This window comes from Streptomyces sp. NPDC001717 (assembly GCF_042892775.1).
GTDB lineage: Bacteria > Actinomycetota > Actinomycetes > Streptomycetales > Streptomycetaceae > Streptomyces.
Genome location: NZ_JBIAUK010000023.1, coordinates 35,794 through 59,096, shown reverse-complemented (window position 1 = coordinate 59,096; position 23,303 = coordinate 35,794). Strand labels below are relative to the sequence as shown.

At 74.0% G+C, this 23,303-nt stretch carries 20 protein-coding genes; 10 read left to right on the top strand and 10 right to left on the bottom strand.

What is annotated here, in order from left to right; all coding sequences use genetic code 11:
- The first annotated feature begins 1 nt into the window (after position 1).
- The 9 genes from ACFYZL_RS28965 to ACFYZL_RS28925 all read left to right on the top strand — a co-directional run bounded on the left by ACFYZL_RS28965 (position 2) and on the right by ACFYZL_RS28925 (position 11,477).
- Positions 2–2,071 carry an acetate--CoA ligase family protein gene (locus tag ACFYZL_RS28965; protein WP_388682956.1) on the top strand — a complete coding sequence of 690 codons (2,070 nt, stop codon included), beginning with the start codon at positions 2–4 and terminating at the stop codon, positions 2,069–2,071.
- A gap of 77 nt (positions 2,072–2,148) precedes the next feature.
- Positions 2,149–3,318 (top strand): acyl-CoA dehydrogenase family protein, encoded by a 1,170-nt coding sequence (locus ACFYZL_RS28960; RefSeq protein ID WP_388682954.1) that lies wholly within the window; start codon positions 2,149–2,151, stop codon positions 3,316–3,318.
- 78 nt (positions 3,319–3,396) lie between these two features.
- Entirely contained in the window at positions 3,397–4,584 is a 1,188-nt protein-coding gene (locus ACFYZL_RS28955; RefSeq protein ID WP_388682952.1) for an acyl-CoA dehydrogenase family protein, read from the top strand.
- Between the two features lie 32 nt (positions 4,585–4,616).
- Positions 4,617–5,633: a 3-hydroxybutyryl-CoA dehydrogenase gene (locus ACFYZL_RS28950; RefSeq protein ID WP_388683072.1), complete on the top strand. Its 1,017-nt coding sequence runs from the start codon at positions 4,617–4,619 to the stop codon at positions 5,631–5,633.
- On the top strand, positions 5,630–6,241 hold the full coding sequence (locus ACFYZL_RS28945; protein WP_384595112.1) for a TetR/AcrR family transcriptional regulator: 612 nt from the start codon (positions 5,630–5,632) through the stop codon (positions 6,239–6,241). Before ACFYZL_RS28950 ends, ACFYZL_RS28945 begins: the two co-directional genes overlap by 4 nt.
- 119 nt (positions 6,242–6,360) lie before the next feature.
- On the top strand, positions 6,361–7,047 hold the full coding sequence (locus ACFYZL_RS28940) for a response regulator transcription factor (RefSeq protein ID WP_384753540.1): 687 nt from the start codon (positions 6,361–6,363) through the stop codon (positions 7,045–7,047).
- Complete coding sequence (locus ACFYZL_RS28935; RefSeq protein WP_384753538.1) at positions 7,044–8,432, top strand: histidine kinase dimerization/phospho-acceptor domain-containing protein; 1,389 nt, start codon at positions 7,044–7,046, stop codon at positions 8,430–8,432. The genes ACFYZL_RS28940 and ACFYZL_RS28935 overlap by 4 nt, the downstream gene beginning before the upstream one ends.
- An 88-nt stretch (positions 8,433–8,520) precedes the next feature.
- A complete protein-coding gene (locus tag ACFYZL_RS28930) occupies positions 8,521–10,752 on the top strand; it encodes an MMPL family transporter (protein WP_388682947.1) in 2,232 nt (743 codons plus the stop codon).
- The gene (locus tag ACFYZL_RS28925; protein ID WP_384753533.1) at positions 10,749–11,477 is read left to right on the top strand and encodes an LmeA family phospholipid-binding protein; all 729 of its coding nucleotides are present in this window, start codon (positions 10,749–10,751) and stop codon (positions 11,475–11,477) included. The genes ACFYZL_RS28930 and ACFYZL_RS28925 overlap by 4 nt, the downstream gene beginning before the upstream one ends.
- On the opposite strand, the gene ACFYZL_RS28920 is transcribed toward ACFYZL_RS28925, so the two are convergent.
- The 8 genes from ACFYZL_RS28920 to ACFYZL_RS28885 form a co-directional block, all read right to left on the bottom strand.
- Positions 11,474–12,886: an ATP-binding protein gene (locus tag ACFYZL_RS28920; protein ID WP_384753530.1), complete on the bottom strand. Its 1,413-nt coding sequence runs from the start codon at positions 12,884–12,886 to the stop codon at positions 11,474–11,476. The two genes, ACFYZL_RS28925 and ACFYZL_RS28920, sit on opposite strands and share 4 nt — an antisense overlap.
- Positions 12,883–13,617 (bottom strand): response regulator transcription factor, encoded by a 735-nt coding sequence (locus ACFYZL_RS28915; protein WP_388682943.1) that lies wholly within the window; start codon positions 13,615–13,617, stop codon positions 12,883–12,885. The genes ACFYZL_RS28920 and ACFYZL_RS28915 overlap by 4 nt, the downstream gene beginning before the upstream one ends.
- Positions 13,618–13,644: 27 nt before the next feature.
- A complete protein-coding gene (locus ACFYZL_RS28910) occupies positions 13,645–14,214 on the bottom strand; it encodes a hypothetical protein (RefSeq protein WP_388682941.1) in 570 nt (189 codons plus the stop codon).
- A 56-nt stretch (positions 14,215–14,270) separates the two neighbouring features.
- Positions 14,271–15,053 (bottom strand): cytochrome c biogenesis CcdA family protein, encoded by a 783-nt coding sequence (locus tag ACFYZL_RS28905; protein ID WP_388682938.1) that lies wholly within the window; start codon positions 15,051–15,053, stop codon positions 14,271–14,273.
- Complete coding sequence (locus ACFYZL_RS28900) at positions 15,050–15,667, bottom strand: TlpA disulfide reductase family protein (protein WP_388682935.1); 618 nt, start codon at positions 15,665–15,667, stop codon at positions 15,050–15,052. Before ACFYZL_RS28900 ends, ACFYZL_RS28905 begins: the two co-directional genes overlap by 4 nt.
- Positions 15,664–16,365, bottom strand: a complete 702-nt coding sequence (locus tag ACFYZL_RS28895) for a thioredoxin family protein (RefSeq protein ID WP_384754211.1) — start codon at positions 16,363–16,365, stop codon at positions 15,664–15,666. Before ACFYZL_RS28895 ends, ACFYZL_RS28900 begins: the two co-directional genes overlap by 4 nt.
- A 270-nt stretch (positions 16,366–16,635) precedes the next feature.
- Positions 16,636–17,196, bottom strand: a complete 561-nt coding sequence (locus ACFYZL_RS28890; RefSeq protein WP_388682933.1) for a hypothetical protein — start codon at positions 17,194–17,196, stop codon at positions 16,636–16,638.
- A gap of 188 nt (positions 17,197–17,384) precedes the next feature.
- Positions 17,385–18,239 (bottom strand): CAP domain-containing protein, encoded by an 855-nt coding sequence (locus ACFYZL_RS28885; protein ID WP_384754207.1) that lies wholly within the window; start codon positions 18,237–18,239, stop codon positions 17,385–17,387.
- Between the two features lie 236 nt (positions 18,240–18,475).
- Here ACFYZL_RS28885 and ACFYZL_RS28880 point away from each other — a divergent pair, with 236 nt between their 5' ends.
- Complete coding sequence (locus ACFYZL_RS28880; protein WP_388682930.1) at positions 18,476–20,647, top strand: protein kinase; 2,172 nt, start codon at positions 18,476–18,478, stop codon at positions 20,645–20,647.
- A gap of 132 nt (positions 20,648–20,779) precedes the next feature.
- On the opposite strand, the gene ACFYZL_RS28875 is transcribed toward ACFYZL_RS28880, so the two are convergent.
- Both ACFYZL_RS28875 and ACFYZL_RS28870 read right to left on the bottom strand, forming a co-directional pair.
- Complete coding sequence (locus ACFYZL_RS28875; protein ID WP_384754202.1) at positions 20,780–21,565, bottom strand: 3-hydroxybutyrate dehydrogenase; 786 nt, start codon at positions 21,563–21,565, stop codon at positions 20,780–20,782.
- 92 nt (positions 21,566–21,657) lie between these two features.
- Entirely contained in the window at positions 21,658–23,121 is a 1,464-nt protein-coding gene (locus ACFYZL_RS28870) for a 3-hydroxybutyrate oligomer hydrolase family protein (protein ID WP_384754200.1), read from the bottom strand.
- Between the last annotated feature and the right edge of the window lie 182 nt (positions 23,122–23,303).

Here is a 23,303-nt window from a genome sequence, read left to right as displayed (position 1 = left end):
CATGGGACGCGATCTGACCGCGCTCTTCGACCCCCGCTCCGTCGCCGTCGTCGGCGCCAGCGACGACCCCGCGAAGTACGGCCACGCCGTCGCCTCCCAGGCGTTGCGCGCCGACGGGCGCCGCCCGGTGCACCTGGTGAACCGGCGCGGCGGCACCGTCCTCGGCAAGACGGCGGCACCCTCTCTGGCCGCGATCGGCGAGCCGGTCGACCTGGTGGTGGTCTCCGTCCCCGGCAGCGGCTTCGAGGCCGCCGTCGAGGACGCCCTGGTCTGCGGGGCGAAGGCGATCGTCGCCATCACCGCGGGCTTCGCGGAGGCCGGCCCCGCGGGACTGGCCCGCCAGCGCGCGGTCGTCGCCCGCGTCCGGGAAGCCGGGGCCGTCCTCGTCGGACCCAACTGCCTCGGCATAGCCGACAACACGACCGAGCTCTACCTCGCCTCGGACCGGTTCGCGCCCGGCGGCGTCGCCCTGCTGAGCCAGAGCGGCAACCTCGCCCTCGAACTCCAGCTCCGCGGCGCCCCGCACGGCCTCGGCTTCTCCCGGTTCGTCTCGCTGGGCAACCAGGCCGACGTCACCCTGGTCGATCTCGTCGAGGACTGCGCCCGGCACGAGGCCACCACCGCGATCGCCGTGTACGCCGAGGACTTCGGCGACGGCCGGGCCTTCGCGCGGGCCGCCGCCGCGGCGGGCAAGCCGGTGGTCCTGCTCACCGCCGGGCGCGGCACGGCCTCCGCGCGCAGCGCCCAGTCCCACACCGGGGCGCTCACCACCTCGGCGGACGTGGTGGCGGCCGCCTGCCGCGACGCCGGGATCGAACTCGTCCGCACGCCCCGGGAGATGACCGTCGTCCTGGCGGCGCTGAGCTCGGGGACGCGTACGACCGGCCGGCGTACCGCGGTGTTCACCGACGGCGGCGGCCACGGCGCGGTCGCGGCGGACGCGGCCGAGGACGCCGGGCTCGACGTACCGGAACTCGGCGGGTCGACGCAGGACCGGTTGAGGGCCGTGCTGTGGGAGCAGTCCTCCGTCGGCAACCCCGTGGACCTGGCCGGGATGGGCGAACAGCGGCCCCTCTCCTACGCGGACACGGTCGGGGAACTCCTCGCCGCCGACGAGGTCGACGCGGTCCTGATGACCGGCTACTTCGGCGGGTACGCCGCCTCCGAGGGCGGTCTGGGCGGCGGCCCGGCCGGTGGCTCCGTACTCGCCGACGGCGAGACCAGGGCAGCGAAGGAGATCACCCGGCACCTCGCGGCGGCGACGAAACCCCTGGTCGTGCAGTCGATGTATCCGCAGTCGCCGAGCTGCCGGGTACTGGCCGAAGCCGGGGTCCCGGTGTTCTCCGCCACCGAGGACGCCGCCCGGGCGCTGGCGGCGATCACCGGCCGGGCGACCGCGCCCGCGCCCGGGATCGCCCCGCTGCCCGCCCCGGCGGTCGAGCTGGGGGACCCCGGATACCACGGGGTGCGGGCGCTGCTGGCCGCCTCCGGGGTTCCCTTCCCGGCGGCCCGCGAGGTCATCGACGAGGGCGAACTGTTGGCGGCGGCCGCGGACTTCGAGGGCCCGTACGTGCTCAAGGCGCTGCACCTGCTGCACAAGTCCGACGCGGGCGGGGTGGCCCTGCGCCTGCCCGACCGGGCGGCGCTGCTGGCCGCCTACCGGGAGATGCACGCCCGGCTCGGCGCCGCCGCGTACTCGGTGGAGGCGATGGCCGACCTCTCCGACGGCGTCGAGCTGATCGTCGGGGTGAACCGGGACCCGCGGTTCGGGCCGGTGGCCATGGTCGGGCTGGGCGGCGTGCTCACCGAGACCCTGCGCGACGTGGCCTTCGCCCTGGCGCCCGTACCGGCCGCACGGGCCGAGCAGCTGCTCCGCGGCCTGCGGACCGGGGCACTGCTGGACGGCGTACGCGGCCGGCCGGCGGTGGACGTGGCCGCCGCGGCCGCCGTGATCGAGCGGATCACCGAGGTCGCCGCCGCCCATCCGGAGGTCGCCGAACTGGAGGTGAACCCGCTGCTGGTGCGCCCGGACGGCGCACTGGCCCTGGACGCCCGGGCCGTCCTGGGCTGAGGCCCGCCGCCCCCCGGGGCCCGTCTTTCGGATCAGGCCGCCCTGGATCCCCCTTCCCGAAGGAGAGCAAGAGGACCATGGACTTCCGCTACACGCCCGAGCAGACCGAGCTCAAGACGCGCGCCGCCGCCTACACCCGCCTGCTGACGACCTACGAGGACCGGTCCGAGGAGGCCGGCGGCCCGCTGCCCGCCGAGACGGTCCGCGAGCTGACCCGCGCCGCGATCGACGCCGGCGTCTACGCGATCAACATGCCCGCCGAATGGGGCGGCGCCGGGCTGTCCCTGCTCGACCAGGTCATCGTCGAGGAGGAGTTCGGCAAGGTCACCAACTGCCTCTGGGACATCCCCTGGCGGCCGGCGAACGTCCTGGCGTACGGCACGGAGGCGCAGCGGGAGAAGTACCTCCTGCCCGTCATCCGCGGCGAGCGGTTCGACGCGTTCGCGGTGACCGAGCCGGGTGCGGGCTCCGACCCCGGCTCGGGCACGAGCACCGCCGGCCGGACCGACGGCGGCTGGCTGCTGAACGGCGAGAAGTGGTTCGTGACCTGCGGTGACATCGCGGACTTCCTGCTGGTGCAGGCCGACGCGGGCCCCGAGCGGGCGGCGACCCTCTTCTTCGTCGACAAGCAGGCGCCCGGCGTGGAGATGACGCGGGTGCCCCGGTTCATGCACTCCGCGGTGAACGGGCACCCCGAGTTCACCTTCACCGACGTCTTCGTCCCCGACGAGGACGTGCTGGGCGGGGTCGGCAACGGCTACGAGCTGACCAAGGAGTGGTTCACCGACGAGCGGCTGATGATCGCCGCCCGGACCGTCGGCGCCGCCGAGCGGGCCCTGGAACTGGCCCGGGACTGGGCCGTCGAGCGGCGCCAGTTCGGCTCGCCCATCGCCGACTTCCAGTTGATCCAGGGCATGCTCGCCGACTGCGCCGTCGACATCGCCGTCAACCGCGCCTACACCCACCAGGTCGCCTGGGAGGCCGATCAGCCCGGCACCGACCCCAAGACCCTGCACGCCAAGGCGTCGACGGCGAAGCTCGCGGCGAGCGAGGCCGCGGGGCGGGTCGTCGACCGGTGCCTGCAGATCTTCGGCGGCCGCGGCTACGACCGCACGTACCCCGTCGAGCGCATGTACCGCGAGCTGCGCGTCGACCGGATCTGGGAGGGCACCTCCGAGATCCAGCGCCTGATCATCGCCAACGAACTCGTCAAGCGCGGCACCCGGGTCCTGTCCCTCCCGCGCTGAAACCGCCCCACCCGTACGACCACACCCGCCCCACCCGCCACACCTCCCGTGAACCGCCGAAAGGACCCAGAGGACCCCATGGACTTCCGACTCACCGCACGCCAGCAGGAGCTCCAGGGCGCGGCCCGCGAACTCACCGAGTTCATCATGAAGTACGAGGTCGACTGCGAGGAGAACAACGGCCTGCCCCCGCAGGCCCACACCGAGATCCGCGACGCGGTCCTCGACAGCGGCCTGCAGGCCGTCAACATGCCCGCCGAGTGGGGCGGCGCCGGCCTGACCATCCTGGAGCAGGTCGTCGTGCAGGCGGAGCTCGGCCGGCTCACCGGCGCGCTCTGGGACATGGTGTGGCGTCCCGCCAACGCCCTGTCGCACTGCACTCCCGAGCAGCGCGAGCGCTACCTGGTGCCGGTGATCCGGGGCCGGCGCCGCGACTGCTACGCGGTGAGCGAGCCCGAGGCCGGCTCGGACCCGCAGAGCATCCGGACCACGGCGACGCGCACCGCGGGCGGCTGGGTTCTGAACGGCGAGAAGTGGTTCGTCACGGTCGGCGACCACGCCGACTTCATGATCGTGCTCGCGGCGGCCGGGGAGGAGCGGGCACCGACCCTGTTCCTCGTCGACAAGGACACCCCCGGCGTGGAGATGACCCGGGTGCCGCGCTGGATGCACACCTTCGTCTACGAGCACCCCGAGTTCACCTTCACCGAAGTGCACGTGCCGGAGGACGCCGTGCTCGGGGAGGTCGGCAACGGCTACGACATCACCCGCTCCTGGTTCACCGAGGAGCGTCTGATGATCGCCGCGCGTACGATCGGCGCCGCCGAACGGGCCCTGGAACTGGCCCGGGACTGGGCCGTGGAACGGCGCCAGTTCGGCTCGCCCATCGCCGACTTCCAGTTGATCCAGGGCATGCTCGCCGACTGCGCCGTCGACATCGCCGTCAACCGCGCCTACACCCACCAGGTCGCCTGGGAGGTCGACGAGGGCCTCGTCGACCGCAAGACGCTGCACGCCAAGGCGGCCATCGCGAAGCTGGCGGCGAGCGAGGCGTCGGGGCGGGTCGTCGACCGGTGCCTGCAGATCTTCGGCGGGCGCGGCTACGACCGCTCGTACCCGGTCGAACGCCTCTACCGCGAGCTGCGCGTCGACCGGATCTGGGAGGGCACCTCCGAGATCCAGCGCCTGATCATCGCGGGGGAACTCGTCAAGCGGGGCACGGGCGTTCTGCAGATGCCGGCCGACGAGGGCGCGGGCGCCCGGTGACCGACGACGTACTGTCCACCGGCGGCGGTCGGGTGACCGCCGCCGGTCGGGCGGCCGAGGGGACCCCCGGTACGGACCGGGTCGGGGTCGTGGGCTGCGGACTGATGGGATCGGGCATCGCCGAGGTCTGCGCGCGCGCCGGACTCGACGTCGTGGTCGCGGAGAGCGGCCGGGCGGCCGCGGACGCGGGCCTGGAACGGATCACCCGCTCGCTGGCCCGCGCCGCGGCGGCCGGCAAACTCACCGCCGCCGAGACGGCGGAGGCGGCCGCCCGCATCACCGTGACCACCGACCTGAAGCGCATGGTGGACCGGGACCTGGTGATCGAGGCGGTGGCCGAGGACGAGCGGGCCAAGCTCGACGTCCTCGCCCGGCTCGACGAGGTCGTGGAACGCCCCGACGCCGTACTGGCGACGAACACCTCCTCCCTCCCCGTCATCCGCCTGGCGGCCGCCACCTCGCGGCCGGAGCGGGTGATCGGCCTGCACTTCTTCAACCCGGTCCCGGTGCTCCCCCTGGTGGAACTCGTGCCCTCCCTGCTCACCGGCGAGGAGACCGTGCGCCGGGCGGAGGCCTTCGCCTCCGGGGTCCTGGGCAAGCACGTGGTGCGCGCCCGCGACCGGGCGGGGTTCATCGTCAACGCCCTGCTGGTGCCCTACCTGCTGGCCGCGGTGCGGATGGTCGAGGCCGGGGCGGCGTCCGCCGAGGACGTGGACCGGGGCATGACCCTGGGCTGCGCCCATCCGCTGGGGCCGCTCGCGCTGGCCGACCTCATCGGGCTGGACACCGTACGGTCCATCGCGCGGTCGATGTACGCGGAGTACCCGGAGCCGCTGTACGCCCCGCCTCCGCTGCTGTCCCGGATGGTGGAGGCGGGCCTGCTCGGCCGCAAGACGGGCCGCGGATTCCACGTCTACCGGAGCACGGGGGACGGCATGGGCAAGGATGGGGGTACGGGTGGCTCGGGCGCGGCGGGCCGGACCGCCGTACCGGCGCCTTCCACCCACTCACCCGCCGACGGGCGCCGACACCGGGAGCAGCCGACGTGACCAAGGCCGAGCGCGCACTGGAGACTCGTGAGCGAATCCTCACGGCCGCGTGCGAAGTGATCGCCGAGATCGGTTTCGAGCACGTCAGCATGCGCAAGGTCGCCGAGCACGCGGCCGTGTCCAAGGCCCTGTTGCACTACCACTTCGACACCCGCGAGAAGCTCTTCGCCGAGGCGATGACGCACTCCTTCGCGAAGACGGGCACGGACACCGGCAGCGAGGACGATTCGCTTCCCGCGGCCGTGGTCCTGGCCCGGATCGTACGGAGCATGCTGCCCACGGACACGGAACTGCACCAGGACTGGAAGCTCTGGCAGGAGCTGTGGGTGCGCTCCCAGCGCGACGCGACGGCCCGGCACCTCGCCGTCGACCTGTACGACCAGCTGCACGCGTGGGTCGGCGGGGTCGTGGAACGGGGCATCGCCTCCGGGGAGTTCACCGACTGCGACGTCGCCGCGCTCGCCACCCTGGTGCTGGCCCTGTGCGACGGGCTCGGCATCCGCGTGATGCTGGAGGACCCGCGGGTCGACCTCGACACCGCCCAGTCGACGATCTGGCGGACGATCGCCCCGGCCCTCGGGATCCCCCCTGTCTTCCCGGCGGTGTGACCCGGGGCGGCAGGCCGATTGTTCGGGGAATGTACGGGCGGCGGCGCGCCCACCGGGTGGCCGGGTCGGTGCGGCTAGCATCGGCCATCGGCAGGGTGTGCCGCACGTGAGAGGCAGTGATGACGCAGTCCAAGGGCCTCGTGCTGATCGTCGAGGACGAGCGCCACATCTCCGACGTGCAGCGGCTGTACCTGGCGCGTGAGGGCTTCGGAGTCCACGTCGAGGCGGACGGGTCCACCGGGCTGGCGGCCGCGCGCCGGATGCGGCCGGTGGCGATCGTGCTGGACATCGGTCTGCCGGGCATGGACGGCATCGCCTTCTGCCGTGCGCTGCGCGACGCGGGCGACTGGACGCCGGTGCTGCTGGTCACCGCGCGCGGCGAGGAGGCCGACCGGATCCTCGGCCTCGAACTGGGCGCGGACGACTACCTGACGAAGCCGTTCTCGCCGCGCGAGCTGGTCGCCCGGGTCAAGACCGTGCTGCGCCGGGCGGCGGGCCCTCCGGGCCGCTCGCCCGACCCGGTGGGGCGGCTCAGCCTGGACCCGGTCAGCCGCACCGTGCGCCGCGACGGCGAGCCGGTGGAACTCACCGCCACGGAGTTCAACCTGCTCGAACACCTGCTGCGGCACGTGGGCCAGGTCTTCACCCGGGAACAGCTGCTCGCCCAGGTGTGGGGGTATCCGGGCTACCGCGACACCCGCATGGTCGACGTGTTCGTCTCGCAGCTGCGCTCCAAGCTCGGCGACGCGAGTCCGATCCGTACGGTCCGGGGCGTCGGGTACAGCGCGACGGCTCCCGGCGCGTGACCGCCTCCCGCCCCGAGGACCGGCGTCGAGGCTCCCTCGCACGCAACATCGTGGTGCTGACCACGGTGGTGGCGGCGCTCGCGGTGGCGTTGACCGGGCTGATCGCCTGGCAGACGGCGGCGCACGGTGCGGAGCAACGCGAACGGGACCGGCTGACGCGTCAGGCGACCGTGCTGAGCCGGCTGCCGGCCCTGTCCGAGGCGCTGTTCCGCGGAGCCCAGGTGCTCGGCGGGCCGAACGAGGTACAGCTCGCGGTGGTCGCCCCGGACGGCACGGTGAGCGGATCGGCCACCCCGGCCGTCGACCGCGCGTCGAAATCGGCGCTGCTGGCCGGGAAGCCGGTCTCCACGACGGGCATCCTGGGCGGTCGGGACGTCCTGCTGGTGGGGCAGCCCGGGGTGCGCGGCGGCGCGGTGGTGCTGACCGAGCCGTACACGGTCGTCACCGACAACACGAACCAGATCCGCCGCAACGTGCTGGCGCCGCTGCTCGCCGGCATGCTCGGCGCGGCGCTGGCCGGAGCGCTCCTGGCCCGCCGGATCGCCCGCCCGCTGGTGACGGCCGCGCAGATCGCGCACCGGCTCGCCGACGGCGAACGGGGCGTACCGGCACCGGTGGACGGGCCCCGGGAGGCGGCGGACATCGGGCGCGCCCTGAACGTCCTGGACGGGGCGCTGGCGCGCAGCGAGAACCGGCAGCGGGAGTTCCTGCTGTCCGTCTCCCACGAACTGCGCACTCCGCTGACCGCGTTGCAGGGGTACGCCGAGGCGCTCGCCGACGGCCTGATCGAACCGGAGCGGGTGTCCGAGGTCGGTGGGATCCTCGCCGACGAGACCCGTCGCCTGGACCGCTTCCTGGGGGACCTGCTGGACCTGGCCCGGCTGGAGGCGGACGAGTTCCGCCTCGACGTGGCCCCGGCCGACCTCGGCGCGGTCCTCGCCGAGGCCGCCGCCTTCTGGGAAGGGCCGTGCGCTCGCCACGGTGTCGAGCTGCGCCTGGAGCGGCCCGACGGGGCCGTCGTCGTCGACACGGACGCCTTCCGGGTGCGCCAACTCGTCGACGGCCTCGTCCAGAACGCCCTGCGGGTCACACCCGAGGGCGCGCCCCTGGTCCTCGCCGTGCGTGCCGCGGCAGGCGGCGGGGCCGAGGTGCAGGTCCGCGACGGCGGGCCCGGGCTCACCGAGGACGACGTGCGCGTCGCCTTCGATCCCGGGGCCCTGCACGAGCGCTACCGCGGCAGCCGGCCCGTCGGCAGCGGTCTGGGGCTGGCCATCGCCCGCCGCCTGACCGGCCGCCTCGGCGGCGCCCTCGGCGTCGAGGGGCACGGCCCGGAGGGCGGGGCCTGTTTCACCGTCGCCCTGCCGCCGGCGCCCAGGGGCGCGTGAGGGGGGTCGCGCGCCGGGCCGTGAGCCCGTACATTCCCCGAACAATGCGCCAACGTCCCCCTTACCCGCGCCGCGCACCGTGGGGCCCATGAGATCTCCATCGGCCGTACGGCCCGGCCTCCTCCACCGCAGCGGCCGCTGGTGCGCCCGGCACGCCTGGCGGGTCGTCGCCCTGTGGGTGCTGCTCCTCGTCGGCCTCGGGCTCGCCAACCGCGCCTGGGGCGGCGCCTTCGCGGACGGCTTCTCGCTGCCCGGGACCCGGACCCAGACCGGGGCCGACCTGCTCCAGGCCCACACCACCGGTTCCGGGGGCACGGCCGCCCCCCTCGTGCTCCGGTCCGACCAGGGGTCCGTCGCCGGGCACCGGGCCGCGATCGAATCGGCCGTCGGCGACCTGGGCCGGCTGCCGGACGTACTGTCGGTGTCCGACCCGTTCGCCACCCCCGGCGCGGTGTCCGCGAAGGGCGACATCGCGCAGGTGACGGTCCGCTTCGACGGCAATCCGGCCTCCTTCGGCTCCTCGTACCTCTCGGGGGTGGACGCGGCCGTCGAGCCACTGCGCGCCGACGGCGTCACCGTCGAGTACGGGGCCCCGCTCGGTCAGCTGGCCACGCCGAAGTCCGCGGACCGCACCTCGGAGGCCATCGGCCTGGCCGTCGCGGTGCTCGTGCTGCTGATCGGTTTCGGCAGCGTCGCCGCCACCGGACTGCCGCTGGTGACGGCCGTGCTCGGCCTGGCCGTCAGCCTGGCCGGTCTCGGACTGCTGGCCGGGCACTTCGACTTCGGGCAGGCGGCCCCGACGCTGGCCTCGATGATGGGCCTCGGCGTCGGCATCGACTACGCGCTGTTCCTCGCCACCCGCCACCGGGCCCTGTTGCACGCCGGAGCCGACCCCGCGGAGGCCGTCGGGCGTACGGTCGCCACCAGTGGGCGCGCCGTGCTGGTCGCCGCCGCGACGGTCGCCATGGCCCTGGCGGGGCTGTGCGTCTCCGGGGTGGGCTTCATCGGCTCCCTCGGTGTCGCGGCCGGACTCAGCGTCGTCGTGGCCGCGGCCGCGTCCGTGACGCTGACTCCCGCGCTGCTGGGCCTGCTCGGGCACCGCATCGACCGCTTGCACGTGCGCACCCCCGTCACCGAACCCACCGGCGAGTCGGACGTGTGGCACCGGTGGGCCGTCCTGGTCAGCCGCCGCCCCTGGTTGTTCCTGGCCTGCGGCATGTTGGTGCTCGGCGTCCTGGCGGTGCCTTTCGCCTCGATGCGGCTCGGGCACGTCGACGCGGGGGCGCAGTCCACGAGCCGTACCGACCGCCGTGCCTACGACCTGATCACCGAGGGCTTCGGCCCCGGCGCCAACGGCCCGCTCACGGTGGTCACCCAGCTCGACAGCCGGCAGGTCGCCGACGAGGCGCAGCGCCGGGAACTCGCCGCCTCGCTGCGCGGCGGCCTGGAGGCCGTGCCCGGGGTCGCCTCCGTGACGGCCCCGGTCACCTCCCCCGACCACGTCCTGCTCATCACCACGGTCACCCCCGTCACCGGCCCGCAGGACGCGGCCACCGGCGACCTGATCCACACCGTGCAGGACGAGACCCTGCCGCGGGTGCTGTCGGGCACCGGGGCCACCGGCTACGTCACCGGCACCGCGGCCTCCGGGCAGACCTTCACCGACACCCTCGCCGCCAAACTGCCCCTGATCATCGGGGTGGTCGTCGCCGCCGCGTTCCTGCTGCTGCTCACGGTCTTCCGCAGCCCGCTCATCGCGCTCAAGGCCGCCGTGCTCAACCTGTTCTCGATCGCCGCCGCGTACGGCGTGGTCGTCGCGGTCTTCCAATGGGGCTGGGGCGGTTCGCTGCTCGGTGTCACCGAGAAGGTGCCCGTCGAGTCGTACGTGCCGATGATGATGTTCGCGATCGTCTTCGGGCTCTCCATGGACTACGAGGTGTTCCTGCTCTCCCGGATCCGCGAGACGTGGCTGCACCGGAGGGACAACCACCTCGCCGTCGCCACCGGCCTCGCCGCCACGGCGCGCGTGATCACCTGCGCGGCACTGATCATGACCAGCGTCTTCCTGGCGTTCCTGCTCTCCACGAACGTCGCCGTCAAGATGCTCGCGCTCGGCCTGGGCGTCAGCGTGATCATCGACGCCACGGTGGTGCGGCTGCTCCTGGTACCGGCGTCCATGTACCTGTTCGGGCGCGCCAACTGGTGGATCCCCGGTTGGCTGGACCGTCTCCTCCCGCACCTGGACCCGGAAGGGCCTGCCCTCCCGACGCCGCCGGCGCCCGCCCCCGTGCTGGTACGCGCCCGGGGAGAGCGCCCGTGAGGCGACACCCGACGAGGATCCGTGCGGCGCTGCGCCGTCACCGGGCCCGCACCGTCACGGCCGCCGTGGTCCTGGTCGTCGTCCTCGGCGCGGGAGCGGCCGAGTTCACCGCCCGCGCCCTGGTCCGGGACCGGATCGCGCAGGCGGCGCCCGCCCTCGGCGACGACCTGACGGTCGATTCGGACGGCGACTGGGTCCTGTGGGAGCTGCTGACGGGACGCATTCCCCGGCTCGACGTCAGCAGCGACGACGCCCGCGCCGGCAGGCTCGACCACCTCCGGGTCCGGGCGCGGCTCGACGACGTGCGCCTCGGCGGGAAGGCCGGCGTCGGTGCCTCCCGCGCCCGGGTGACGGCTCCCACCGAGTCCATCGCCGCCGCGATCCGGGCCGCCGCACCGTCCGTGAGGGTGGGCTCGGTCACCACCGACCCGGCGCGGGGCACCGTCCTCGCCTCCGTCGGCCCGGGCGGCGCCGGGCAGCTGACGCTGCGTCCCGTACTCGCGGACGGCAGGGTCACCCTCGCGGTCGACGGGCTCACCCTGTTCGGCAGGTCGGTCCCCGCCGACCGTCTGGGGGCGGGCGACGGCGCACTCGGTGCGGAGCCGGGAGCACCGAAGGAGTATCCGCTCGGGCTGAAGGCCACGTCCGTACGCGTCGAATCCGACGGCCTGCACGTGGACCTGTCGAGCGGTCCGCCGGGTCCTGACCCGAAAGACGGGCCCTAACCCTGTGACCGGCCGCGTGGCCGGCCCGTGCGCCGTCGGGACGTGCGCGGTCGGCGGCCGGCCGGAGCGGGGGAGGCGAGCTCGAAGGACACGGTGATGTGCGCGCCGCCGCGGGGGCCGCGGGTGATCTGCGTCGAGCCGCCGGTGACGGCCGCCGCCCGGCGGGCGATGTCGAGGCCGAGGCCCGAGGATCCCGTACTGCTCCCGCGGGAGAGGGCCCGGTCCGGTTCGGGGATGCCCGGACCGCCATCCTCCACGACGAGTTCCACGGCCAGGGCGGTGCGGACGACGCGGACCCCGAACGGGGTCCCGGACGGGGTGTGCCGGAAGACGTTGCCGATGAGCGCGTCCACCACCGCGGCGAGGTCGTCGTCGGACAGGGCGACGGGCGTGGGCTCCTGGGTGATGTCGAGGGAGCAGGGCCGGTCCTGCTGATCGGCCAGGACCGCCCAGAAGGCGGTCCTGCGGCGGACGACGTCGGCCGCCTCGCAGCGCGGTCCGGTCGGTACCTCGCCGGTGGCGGGGTGACCCGTGCCCGGCTCCGTGCCGAGCATGCCCTGGCCCATCGGGCCCACTGCGAGCGGGGTGCGCGCCGCGGTGATGATGGCCTGGAGTTCCGTTTCCAGCTCGCACACGGCCGCCTCCACCCTGGCCGACTCCGGTGAGGCGCCCATGCGTTCCGATGCCAGGTGCAGGGCGGTCAGGGGGGTGCGCAGCCGGTGGGACAGGTCGGCGACCAGTTCGCGTTCGACGGCGAGCAGTTCGGTCATCCGGTGGGCCATCGCGTTGAAGGCGACGCCCGCGTCCCGCAGTTCCCTCGGCCCCATGGGCTCCACGCGGGCGTCCAGATTGCCCTGTCCCAGCGCCTGGGAGGCGTGGGCGAGCCGCTTGGAGGACCTGACGACCTTCGCGCCGAGCCGGTCGGCGACCAGTACGGAACCGCCGATCAGACCCACGGCGAGGAGCAGCATGACCGCCCACGAGGCCTTGACCCCGCGGGTCAGGTCCTGTTCCGGTACGAAGTTCTCGATGACGGCGACCCGGTCGCCGGGCAGCACCACCGGTTGCAGGCAGATCCACCCGCCGGGGATCGCCTGTGAGATGGACTCGCGCCCCTGCTGCGCCCGTTCGAGCAGGGCGGCGGGAGCCCGGGAGGTGCCGAGGGCGGCGGCGTCCGGCAGGTGCACGACGAGCCGCTCGGTCGCGTCGAGGCTCGCGGCGGACTCCCGCAGGGCGCCCGGGTCCGTCGTCAGCGTCAGCACGGGGGCCAGGGCCGCGGCCCGCTGCTCGGCCGCGGTGACGCTCTGCTCCTTGACCAGCGACATCACCAGCGCCGCCAGCGGGATGAGGAAGGACAGGGCGACCATGGAGGTGACGGCGAGCGCCACTCCGGCCAGGGAACGTCTCATCTCGGCTCCACCAGCTTGATGCCGACACCGCGGACGGTCAGCAGGTAGCGCGGGGCCGCCGCCCGTTCGCCGAGCTTGCGACGCAGGGACGAAAGGTGCACGTCGACGGTCTGGTCGTCCACGTACGGCTCGCGCCAGACCTCGGTCAGCAGCCGCCGTTTGGAGACGACCTGCCCGGTGTGGTGGGCGAGGAAGGCCAGCAGGTCGAACTCGCGGCGGGTGAGGTGGAGCTCCCGGCCGGCGAGGTGGGCGGTGCGCGCCCCGGGGTCGACCGCCAACTCGCCGACGATGGTGGCGCGCAGCGGTTCGGCCGCCGGTGCGGGCCACGAACCCTGGCCGGCGTGCGGCGCGGCGGGGCCGGAGGGGACGTGGCCGGCGCGCCGCAGGACGGCGGAGAGACGTGCGATGAGCTGTCCCCCCGAGAAGGGTTTGACCAGGTAGTCGTCGGCGCCCGCGTTGAGGAGCCGGATGATTTCCGTCTCGTCGTCGCGGGCGGTGGCCACGATGACCGGGACGGAGGATATGCCCCGGATCATGCGCAGTGCGTCCCCTCCGTCCAGATCGGGCAGCCCCAGGTCGAGGACGACCGCGTCGACGGGCGTCTGGGTGACCTCGCGCAGGGCGCCGAATCCGTCGCCGACGCTGCGGACGGCATACCCGTGTTCCGCCAGGACCTCTATGAGTGACTGGCGGATGCTGGGGTCGTCTTCCACGACCAGGACGCTCGGCATGCGCACACCTTAGGTGAACGGTCGTTCCTATCGGGCACCGAAGGTCGGGCCGTCGTCGCCGACGCTCAGGTGCACGGGACGGTCGGAGACCGGGATGGTGCAGCCTTCCTTCGAACTGCAGCTCGCGTAGCCGAGCAGGACCGTGGCCTCGCCGTTGCCGTCCGCGCGGATGGGCAGCTTGGTGGTGACGGGTCCGTCCGGGTAGACGGGGACCGGGGCCTCGACACCGGGCACGTTGATCGTCCGTACGCCCGCGGAGGCCGTCAGCTTCCCGTCCGCCCGCAGGACCCCGGTGACGTCCACGGCGGTCGGTCGACCCACGCCCTCGATCCCGGCGGCCGGCAGGTCGGTGCTGTAGAGGTGGAAACCCTTCCCCTCCGGGGTGAAGACGGCGGTCAGGGTGCCGTTCGGGGCGTGCCAGTCGGAGACCGTGAGCGTGACGGTGACCCCGTTCTCGGTGAAGCGCGTCGTGGGCGCGGCGCCGCCGCCGCCGGCCTTGTCGGACTGCCCGCCGCAGGCCACGAGGGCGGCCAGGGGGATCAGGGCGGCCGCGATGCGGGCCTTGCGGGAACGCCCGACGTACTCGGAAATGCTCATCGGTGGATCTCTGCCTCTGCGCGTTCGTCTCGGGAAAGGGGAGAAGGGGAAGGGGGTCAGAAGGCCGCGGTGAAGTCGGCGCTCCACAACTGCAGCCGGTAGACGAGGTCGTTCCACACTCCGGTGGCCAGCAGCACTCCGACGAGTACGAGCATCCCGCCGCCGAGCCTCAGGACCCACTGGTAGTGCCGTTTGACCAGGCCGAAGGCGCCCAGCGCCCGTCGGAAGGCCAGCGCCGCCAGCACGAGGGGCAGGCCCAGCCCCAGGCAATAGGCCGCCATCAGCAGGGCGCCGCGTGCCGCGCTCGCCTCGCTCCAGGCCAGTGCCTGGACGGCGGCCAGCGTCGGGCCGATGCAGGGCGTCCACCCGACCGCGAACACCGCGCCCAGGAGGGGTGCGCCCGCGAGGCCCAGCACGGGCCTGCGGTGGCTGCGGAACTCCCGCTGGGTGAAGCCCGGCAGGAGCCCCATGAAGGACAGCCCCATCAGCACGGTGAAGACACCGAGCACCTGGGTGACCACGGCCTGGTGGGCGAGCAGGGACCGGCCGAAGTACCCGAACAGGGCGCCCCCGGAGACGAGGACGGCCGTGAAGCCGGCGACGAACAGCATGGCTCCGGCCGCCATACGGCTGCGCTGCCCGCCCCGGGCGTCCGCCAGGTCGGAGACCGACAGGCTCGTGACGTAGCTGAGGTAGCCCGGCACCAGCGGCAGGACGCACGGCGAGAGGAAGGACACGAGCCCCGCGAAGAGGGCCACGGGGGCGGCGACGGCCAGTGTCCCGTGCAGCAGGGACGGGGCGTCCGCGGCGGCGAGGGTCACGCCCGCGAGGGCCGTCATGACGCCTCCTGCGCCACGCGTGCGACGAGCGGGCCCAGTTCCTCGTCGGTGACCGCTCCCCCGATGCTGACGGCGATGCGTCCGCGGCGGTCGATCACGAGGGTCGAGGGGATGGTCTGCGGGTTGAGGAGCGCGGGCGGGAAGCGGAGCAGGAGCTCGCCGTCGGGATCGTGGAGGCTGGGGAAGTCGATGCCGTGGGCGCGTACGAAGGACCGCGCGGCCGCGCGGTCCCGGTCACGGGTGTTGATCCCGAGGAACCGGACCCCCTGGGACCGGGTCGACTCGCCGAGCCGCGCGAGGTCGTCGACTTCCGCCCGACAGGGCCCGCACCACGAACCCCAGACGTTGAGCACGACGACCTGCCCGCGGAACCCGTCGAGGCTGACGGGCTTTCCGTCCAGGTCCTCGCCCGCCAGGGCGGGGGCGGCCGGCCGGGCGCCGGGGTCGACGATCCCGGCCGCGGCGGCGGCGCCGAGCGCGCCGCCGTCGGCCCGGCCGGCGTCCGCCGCGCCGGAGTGGGCGCCGCTCCCGGTGGCCGCGAAGAGGCAGCCCGCGGCCGCCACCACCAGCCCGCCGACCGCCAGGGCGGCGGGCCGCGGAACCGGTCTTCTCATGACGCCCACTTGCGCAGGAAGGAGTTGATCCCCTCCGAGGTGGGGCTGGGGTTGCCGGTGACGTGGGTGTCGACCTTCACCGTCCCGGACGGGCTGACGACGACCAGGACGGGCATCGTGTACGTGCCGCCCGAGGGGCTGTACTTGCGCAGGAGCGCGGAGTTGGCGGAGCTGTTGCCGCCGATGTCGATCTTGACCAGGTGGTACGAGGCCCCGAGGAGCGCCGCCGTCTGCGACTGGCCGAACACCTTGTCGGCCGCCTTGCAGTTGCCGCACCAGTTGGCGCCGAAGTCGAGCAGCACGTTCCTCCCGTCGGCCTTGGCCGAGCTCAGGGCCGCGTTGATCAGCTGCTGCGCGTCGGCCGAACTGTCGTAGCCGGGACCGGGGACCTTCGCCGGGGCGGGCGCGGCGGAGGTACGGGAGGGCTTGGGCGCGGCGGCCTGGGTCTGGGCGCGGGAGGGGCTCGGCGAGGAGCCGGCCGAGGCACTGGCCGACGCCGACGCGGAGGCCGAGGTGCTCGGGGAGGCGGACGCGGAGGCGGAGGCCGTGGCGTCGGGGGCGGGGGCGTCCGACGAGGATCCCGTCGCGGCCGACACGGTGGCGCCCGCGGACTGGGTGGACGGTCCGCACGCCGTGGTCAGCCCGACGGCGACCACGGCCGCGGTGACGAGAGCGGGTCGGAGTATGCGAGAACTCATGGCGAAGACACCCCAGGGCACGGTTCGGATTGCGGGAAGGCCGAGCGCCTCCCGGATCGGTGGAACCGGCGGCCCGTCGGATCGCCGGGGCGTCACGTCCGGGCGCCGAGGGCCACTCGGTTGACGCGAGCATAGGACCGCCCGGGGCCGCCGGAACCGTGTCGGCGCGATCTTGAGATTCCCCTAAGGAAGAGCTCAGATTCCGCTTCGCCGGAACCCGGGAGATGAGCGCATACGGAGGGGTGAAACCCCCAAACGGACCGGGAGCCGTCAGAACGACGTCTCCCGGACACTGGCCTTCGCCATCGGCTCGATCGTCGCCGTGATGACCGAGCGGTGGTCCGAGCCGGTGAAGGTGACCGTCAGGGTGTCGTTCGCGCTCTGGGACGTCGTGACCTTGAATCCGGGGCCGGGGATCGCGGAGATCAGGCACACGCCGCGGCTCCCGTACCGCACCGTGGCCTTGCCGCCCTCGGAGGGCACGGTGTGCAGCCCCGGGCCGCCGTCGCAGTCGACGGGGGGCTTCGGCGGCGTGGTACGGGGTGTTGCGGTCGAGGCCTTCACGGCGGTCGGCGCCGGAGCCGGGGAGGACGGCCGCGCGCTCTCGGTGGGCGAACCGGAGGCGGACGCGCTCGGGGACTGCGGCCCCGGTGACTGGCCCTGCCCCGCCTGCCACGCCGGCGGCGAATCGAAGACCATGGGGGCGGACTGCGCGACCGGGGGCGAATGCCGGGTCGAGCCGACGACGAAGCGGACCGTGCCGAGCACGGCGGTCACGCTGGCGGCCGTACAGGACAGCCATATGAGCAGGTAGCGCGGAATTCTTGGCACGGCCCCATAGTGGCCGACGCGCCGGGCCGCCCGTCACCTCCTCCCCCGAGCGGGCACGACCGCCCCGGGCCGGACGGGGGAACGCCGACGTCCCCCCGACCCGCGTACGGGTCGGGAGGACGGGTGCCGCCCGGCCACGGGGAGGCGGGGCCGGTGCGGGGACTGACGCTTCGGCGCCTGCTCCGCGCCTACTTCGGCGCGCCGAAGTCCTGCGTCCACCAGGGACCGCCGTCGCCCTTGTGGACGCCTATGCCGATCTCCTTGAAGCCGCAGTTGAGGATGTTGGCCCGGTGGCCGGGGCTGTTCATCCACGCGTCCATCACGGCGTCGGCGTCCGCCTGGCCGCGGGCTATGTTCTCGCCCAGACGGGACCAGCCGTATCCGGCGTCCTCCACGCGGGATGTCATGGTGGACCCGTCGGGTCCGGTGTGGGACATGACACCGCTGCGGGCCATGGTGTCGCTGTACGCCCGCGCCGCGGCGCTCAGCTTGGCGTTCGTGCTGAGCGGACCGCACCCCGCCGCGGCCCGCTCCTTGTTGACGAGGGCGAGGACGGCCGACTCGGAATCGGACGCCCCCGAGGAGCCGCCCGAACCACCGGAACCACCCGAACCGCCGGAACCACCGGAGCCGCCGCCGGTCGTGGCCGGGGGACGCGCGGGCTTTCCGGCCGGGGCCGGGGCCGAGCTCGACGGACGGCTCTCCTGCGCCTCGGACTTCGTGGGGGCGGCGGATGCCGTGGCGTCGGCGCCGGGAGTCCCGGTCGGCGTCGCGGCCGTAGCGGACGCCGAACCGTCGGGGAGCGGGGCGGAGGGGGTCGCCGTCGCGCCCCCGTCGGCGGAGCCCGCCGATCCGGAGTTCGTCTTCCCGGCGGCATCGGCGTGCCGGTCCGCGCGCCCGCCGCCGTCGGAGTCGGCGACCGCGACGCCGACCGCGACCGCCGCGGCCGCCGCGGTGAGGGAGAGCACGACGCGCGTGCGCACCTTCTTCTTCCGTCGCGCCCCGGCGCGGGACGGTGTTCCGGGAGTTCGGCTGCGACTCATGCCTGTGGCACCTCAGAGGGGAGGGGGTGGACGGGTGCGACCGAGCCTAGGGCTGTGACCAGCCAAAAGAGCTGCCAGGAGGCCTTCTTCAAGGTCTCTTAAGGAAGCCCGCAGGATCGGCTCAGGAACGAACCGGACCAATCGCCCACGTCACTGTGTGGACCGCGCTTGACTGCCATGCGGCACGACGGGTAGGGAGAGGCTGTTCATTGCACAACGTGTGAAACGGGGAACCCATGAAGCCGCTCGAAGCGGGCGATCCCACCTCGGTCGGCGAGGGCCGCTACCGGCTGCTGGGACGGCTCGGACAGGGGGGCATGGGCGTGGTCTACATGGGCCGGTCCCAGTCCGGCCGTGCGGTCGCCGTCAAGGTCGTACGCCCGGAGCTGTGCAACGAGCCGGGCTTCAAGCGGCGGTTCGCCGACGAGGTGGCGGCGTCGCGGCGGGTCGGCGGCTTCCACACCGCACCGGTCGTCGACGCCGACCCGGACGGCGATCCGGCCTGGCTGGTGACCGCCTTCGTACCCGGCCCGACCCTCCAGGCGGTGCTCGCGAGCGTGGGTTCGCTGCCGCTGGACACGCTCACCGTGCTGGCGGCCGGCCTGGCCGAGGCACTGGAGGCGATCCACCGGGTGGGAGTCATCCACCGCGACCTCAAGCCGGCGAACATCATCGTCGCGGAGGACGGGCCGCGCGTGATCGACTTCGGCATCGCCCGGGCGCTCGACGGAACCGCCCTGACGCAGACGGGCCTGCAGATCGGCACTCCGGGGTTCCTGGCACCCGAGCAGCTCACCGGCGGCACCGTGACCCCCGCCGTCGACATGTTCGCGCTGGGGGTGGTGCTCACCCAGGCGGCCGGTGGCTCCCCCTTCGGCAACGGCCCGTCCGCGGCCCGGCACTACATGGTCGTCCACGAGGAGCCGGACCTGACCGCCGTCCCCGGCGAACTCCGCGGACTGATCGGCGCCTGCCTGTCCAAGGACCCGGACGACCGGCCCACGCCCACCGACTTCCTGGGCAGCCTGACCGTCCGCCACCCGGCCGGTGACGGCTGGCTGCCGGACGCCGCCTCGCAACTGCTCCCCCCGCACGAACCGGCGGCACAGCCCGCCGCGGGGCCCGTTCTGAAGCCCACCGCCCAGGCCACCGCACCGGACGCCCCGGTTCCGGACCTCCGGAAGACCCCGGCTCCGAACACTCCGGCCGGGGACCCCCGGACGCCCGCCCGGGACGCCCCGGGCACCAACGCCCCGGCCCTGAACACCCCGGCCCCCGACCCCGCGCCCCGGGACCTCACCGCACCGGACTCCGTCGGCGTCGCGAAGACCCGTCCGGAGCGGCCGCTCACCGTGACGGGGCCCACGACACCGCTCTCCCCCGCGCCCCCGGAGGCCCCGCAGACCCCGGACCCGGCCGACGCGAACCGGTCCCGTCGGCGCCTCGCCGTGGTGGCGGCGGCGCTCGTGGTCTCCCTCGCGGCCGCCGGGCTGTTCGTGTGGCAGCCCTGGGACGGGCGCGGTTCCGCCGGTGACGGCGGCAAGTCCGGAGCCATCGCACCCACCGCCTCCGGCCCCGCCCCGCTCCCGACCGACTCCCTGCTCATCCGGCAGGACACCGCCCCGGGCTGGCCCGGCACCTGTCACGGCGTCATCTCCCGCCGCGACCCCGCCACGGACACGCCCGTACAGCTCGTCACGGGAAGCACGTGCGACGTACTGCCCCAGTGGTCCCCCGACCGCAAGTCGTTCGCGTTCACCCGCACCACCTCCGAGGGCACGGCCCTCTGGACCGCCAACGCCGACGGATCGAACGCCCGCCGGGTCGCCCCGGTCTCCGGCGGCAGGGCGTCCTGGTCGCCCGACGGCAGCCGGCTCGCCGTGCTGCGCAAGAAGGACGGCGTACAGCAGCTGTACGCGGTCGACGTGGCCGACGGCACGGCCCGGCAGCTCACCTTCGGCACGGGCCAGGTCGAGGACCCCGCATGGTCCCCGGACGGCAAGCACATCGCGGTCTCCCTGCAGACGGAACCCGAGAACTGGCAGATCCACCTCGTCGACCCCGCCGCCCCGGACCGCGCCCCGGAGCAGGTGACCCGGCTGCCCCATCCGGCGCTCGACGCGGTGTGGTCGCCGGACGGCAAGACGTTCGCGTACACCGCCGGGACCTACGGCAAGGGCACGCAGGGCGACATCCGCCTCGTGAACGCGGACGGCACCGACGACCGCGCGCTGGCGGCCACCGGCGCCCACGAGATGGACCCCACCTGGTCCGTGGACGGCAGCTGGGTGGCCTTCGTCCGGGGCCCGTACGAGAAGCCGGTGATCTGGGCCGTACGTGCCGACGGGACCGGCGAGCGCATGCTCACCACCGCCACCTCCGGCGAAGGCCACCCCTCCTGGCACTGAGGAACGGGACGTGCCGCGGGGACCGGGTGCGGGAGGGAGAAGGACGTCACCCGCCCCTGGCCTCCCCGACTGCACCCGGTGCTGCACGGCTACGCGGGCTGCCGGGACGCCCAGGCTGCCGTCGACGGATGCTCACGCGGCGCTCCAGCCCCCGTCGACGGGGATGGACGCCCCGGTGATGTAGCCCGTGTGCGGGCCGCAGAGCCATACGGCGACGTCGGCGACCTCCTCCGGTTCGATCAACCGCTTGATCGAGGAGCGGCTGAGCATCACCTCCCCGACCACCTGTTCCGGGGCGATGCCGTGGGCCTCGGCCTGGGCGGCGATCTGCCGCTCCACCAGCGGGGTCCGGACGTAGCCGGGGTTGACGCAGTTGCTGGTGACCCCGTGCGGTGCGCCTTCGAGGGCCGCGACCTTGCTCAGCCCCTCGATCGCGTGCTTGGCGGTCACGTAGCCGGCCTTGAACGCGCTGGCGCGCAGGCCGTGCACGCTGGAGATGTTGACGACGCGGCCCCAGCCGCGTGCGTACATGTGCGGCAGGGTCCGGCGGATCAGGAGGAACGGGGCCTGGACCATGACCCGTTGGAGGAGTTCGAACCGCTCCACGGGGAACTCGTCCAGGGGTGCGACGTGCTGGAGTCCCGCGTTGTTGACCAGGATGTCGACGTCGGTGGGGAGCTCCGCGAGGAGCCGGCCCTCCGCGAGGTCGACCACGTGGGCGTGTCCCCCGATGGAATCGGCGACCGATTCCGCCGCCGCGGCGTCGAGGTCGACCACGTGGACGAGCGCGCCGGCGGCGGCGAGCGCCCGGGCACAGGCCCGGCCGATCCCGCTGCCCGCGCCCGTCACCATGGCGGTACGGCCCTTGAGGTCGACGCCCGCGGCCGCGTCGGACGGGGGTGTGATTCCGCTTGTCATGCCGGGAATCATGCGCGACGGGCGGGTGCCGCTCCCATGTGTCTGCCCTCCACAGTCGGGACCGGCTCGGTGGTGGAGCCCACCAGTGGGTCTCACGGGGCGAGCGGACAGCTCGTCAGCAGTTCCTCGGGGCCGGCCGAGGCGGGACGGGGGACGGTGCGCCCCGGCGGCGGCTGCACGCCGCGGCCGATCCAGTCCTCCAGGGCCGTGAACGCGGCCCGGTGGCACGGGAGGAGGGGCCGGAGCCGGTCGGGGAAGGCGTCGAACAGCGAGTCGACGTGGGTGCCCCCTTCGACCCGGTAGTAACGGAAGAGCCGGCCGCGGCCGGCGTCGGCCACCATGCGGGCGTAGACGTCGGAGTCCCGGCCGATGGGCAGGAGCACGTCGAGGGTTCCGTGCACCGTGATGAGGGGTTTGCCGATCCGGCCGGTGAGGGCGATCTTCGACACCGCTTCCCGTACTCCGTCGGGACGTGACGCGTAGTCGTAGTCGGCGTCGCAGACCGGGGTTCCGGGGGCGCAGAAGGGCCGTCCGGCCTCCAGCGCGCCGTCGAAGTCCGGGTCGAGCTCCTCGCGGTAGATGCGCTGGGTCAGGTCCCAGTAGTACTGGTGGTGGAAGGGCCACAGGAACTCCGAGCCGGCGGGGAAGCCCGCCGCGATCATCCGCCGGTGGGCCTCCTCGGCCCCCTCGCCCCCCGCCGCGTAGGCGGGGTAGGCGGCCAGGGCGGGCGGCAGGAAGGTGAGCAGGTTCGGGCCCTCCTCGCGCCAGAGGGTGCCCTCCCAGTCGACACCGCCGTCATAGAGCTCGGGGTGGGTCTCCAACTGCCGGCGCACCAGGTATCCGCCGTTGGACATGCCGGTGGCCAGCGTCCGTGCGGGGGGCCGCGCGTAGCGCTGGGCGACGACGGCGCGGGCGGCGCGGGTGAGCTGGGTGACCCGGCGGTTCCATTCGGCGATCGCGTCACCCGGCGTACGGCCGTCGCGGTGGAAGGCGGCGCCGGTGTTGCCCTTGTCGGTCGAGGCGAACGCGTAGCCGCGGGCCAGCACCCAGTCCCCGATGGCGCGGTCGTTGGCGTACTGCTCCCGGACGCCCGGTGAACCGGCGACGACCAGGCCGCCGTTCCACCGGTCGGGCAGGCGGATCACGAACTGGGCGTCGTGCTGCCAACCGTGGTTGGTGTTGGTCGTCGAGGTGTCCGGGAAGTATCCGTCGATCTGGATCCCGGGGACGCCGCTGGGTACGGAGAGCCCGGCGGGGGTCAGCCCGGCCCAGTCGGCCGGGTCGGTGTGGCCGGAGGCGACGGTCCCGGCCGTGGTGAGCTCGGCGAGGCAGGCCTTCTCCTGGCGTTCGGCACCCGGCACCCTCAGCCACTGGAGCCGCGCGCAGGACGCGGCGTCACCGGCGCCGTTCGGGTCCTGGGCGGCGGCCGCGGGGACGGCGGCGAGGGTGACGAGCGCCGCCGCCGCGGCGACGGCCCTGCGCAGGGTGGTGATGCGGGGCAGGAGCACGGATACCTCCGGTGGACGGGCGCACGGTCGGGGAGCCGGGGAGTCCATGGCGGCTCCTGTACGGCTGACCGGCCTGGGGCGGCCGGACGGGTTGGGGTGCGGGCCACCGTAGGATCCGAGGAGCCCGGTCCAGAACGGTGCTGCGCACCACAGCCCGCCGAAATGCCTGTGGTCCGCGCCCCGTTGACCGGCAGAGGCGGCCCTGCTAGGGCATGTCGGGTGCGGGTGGT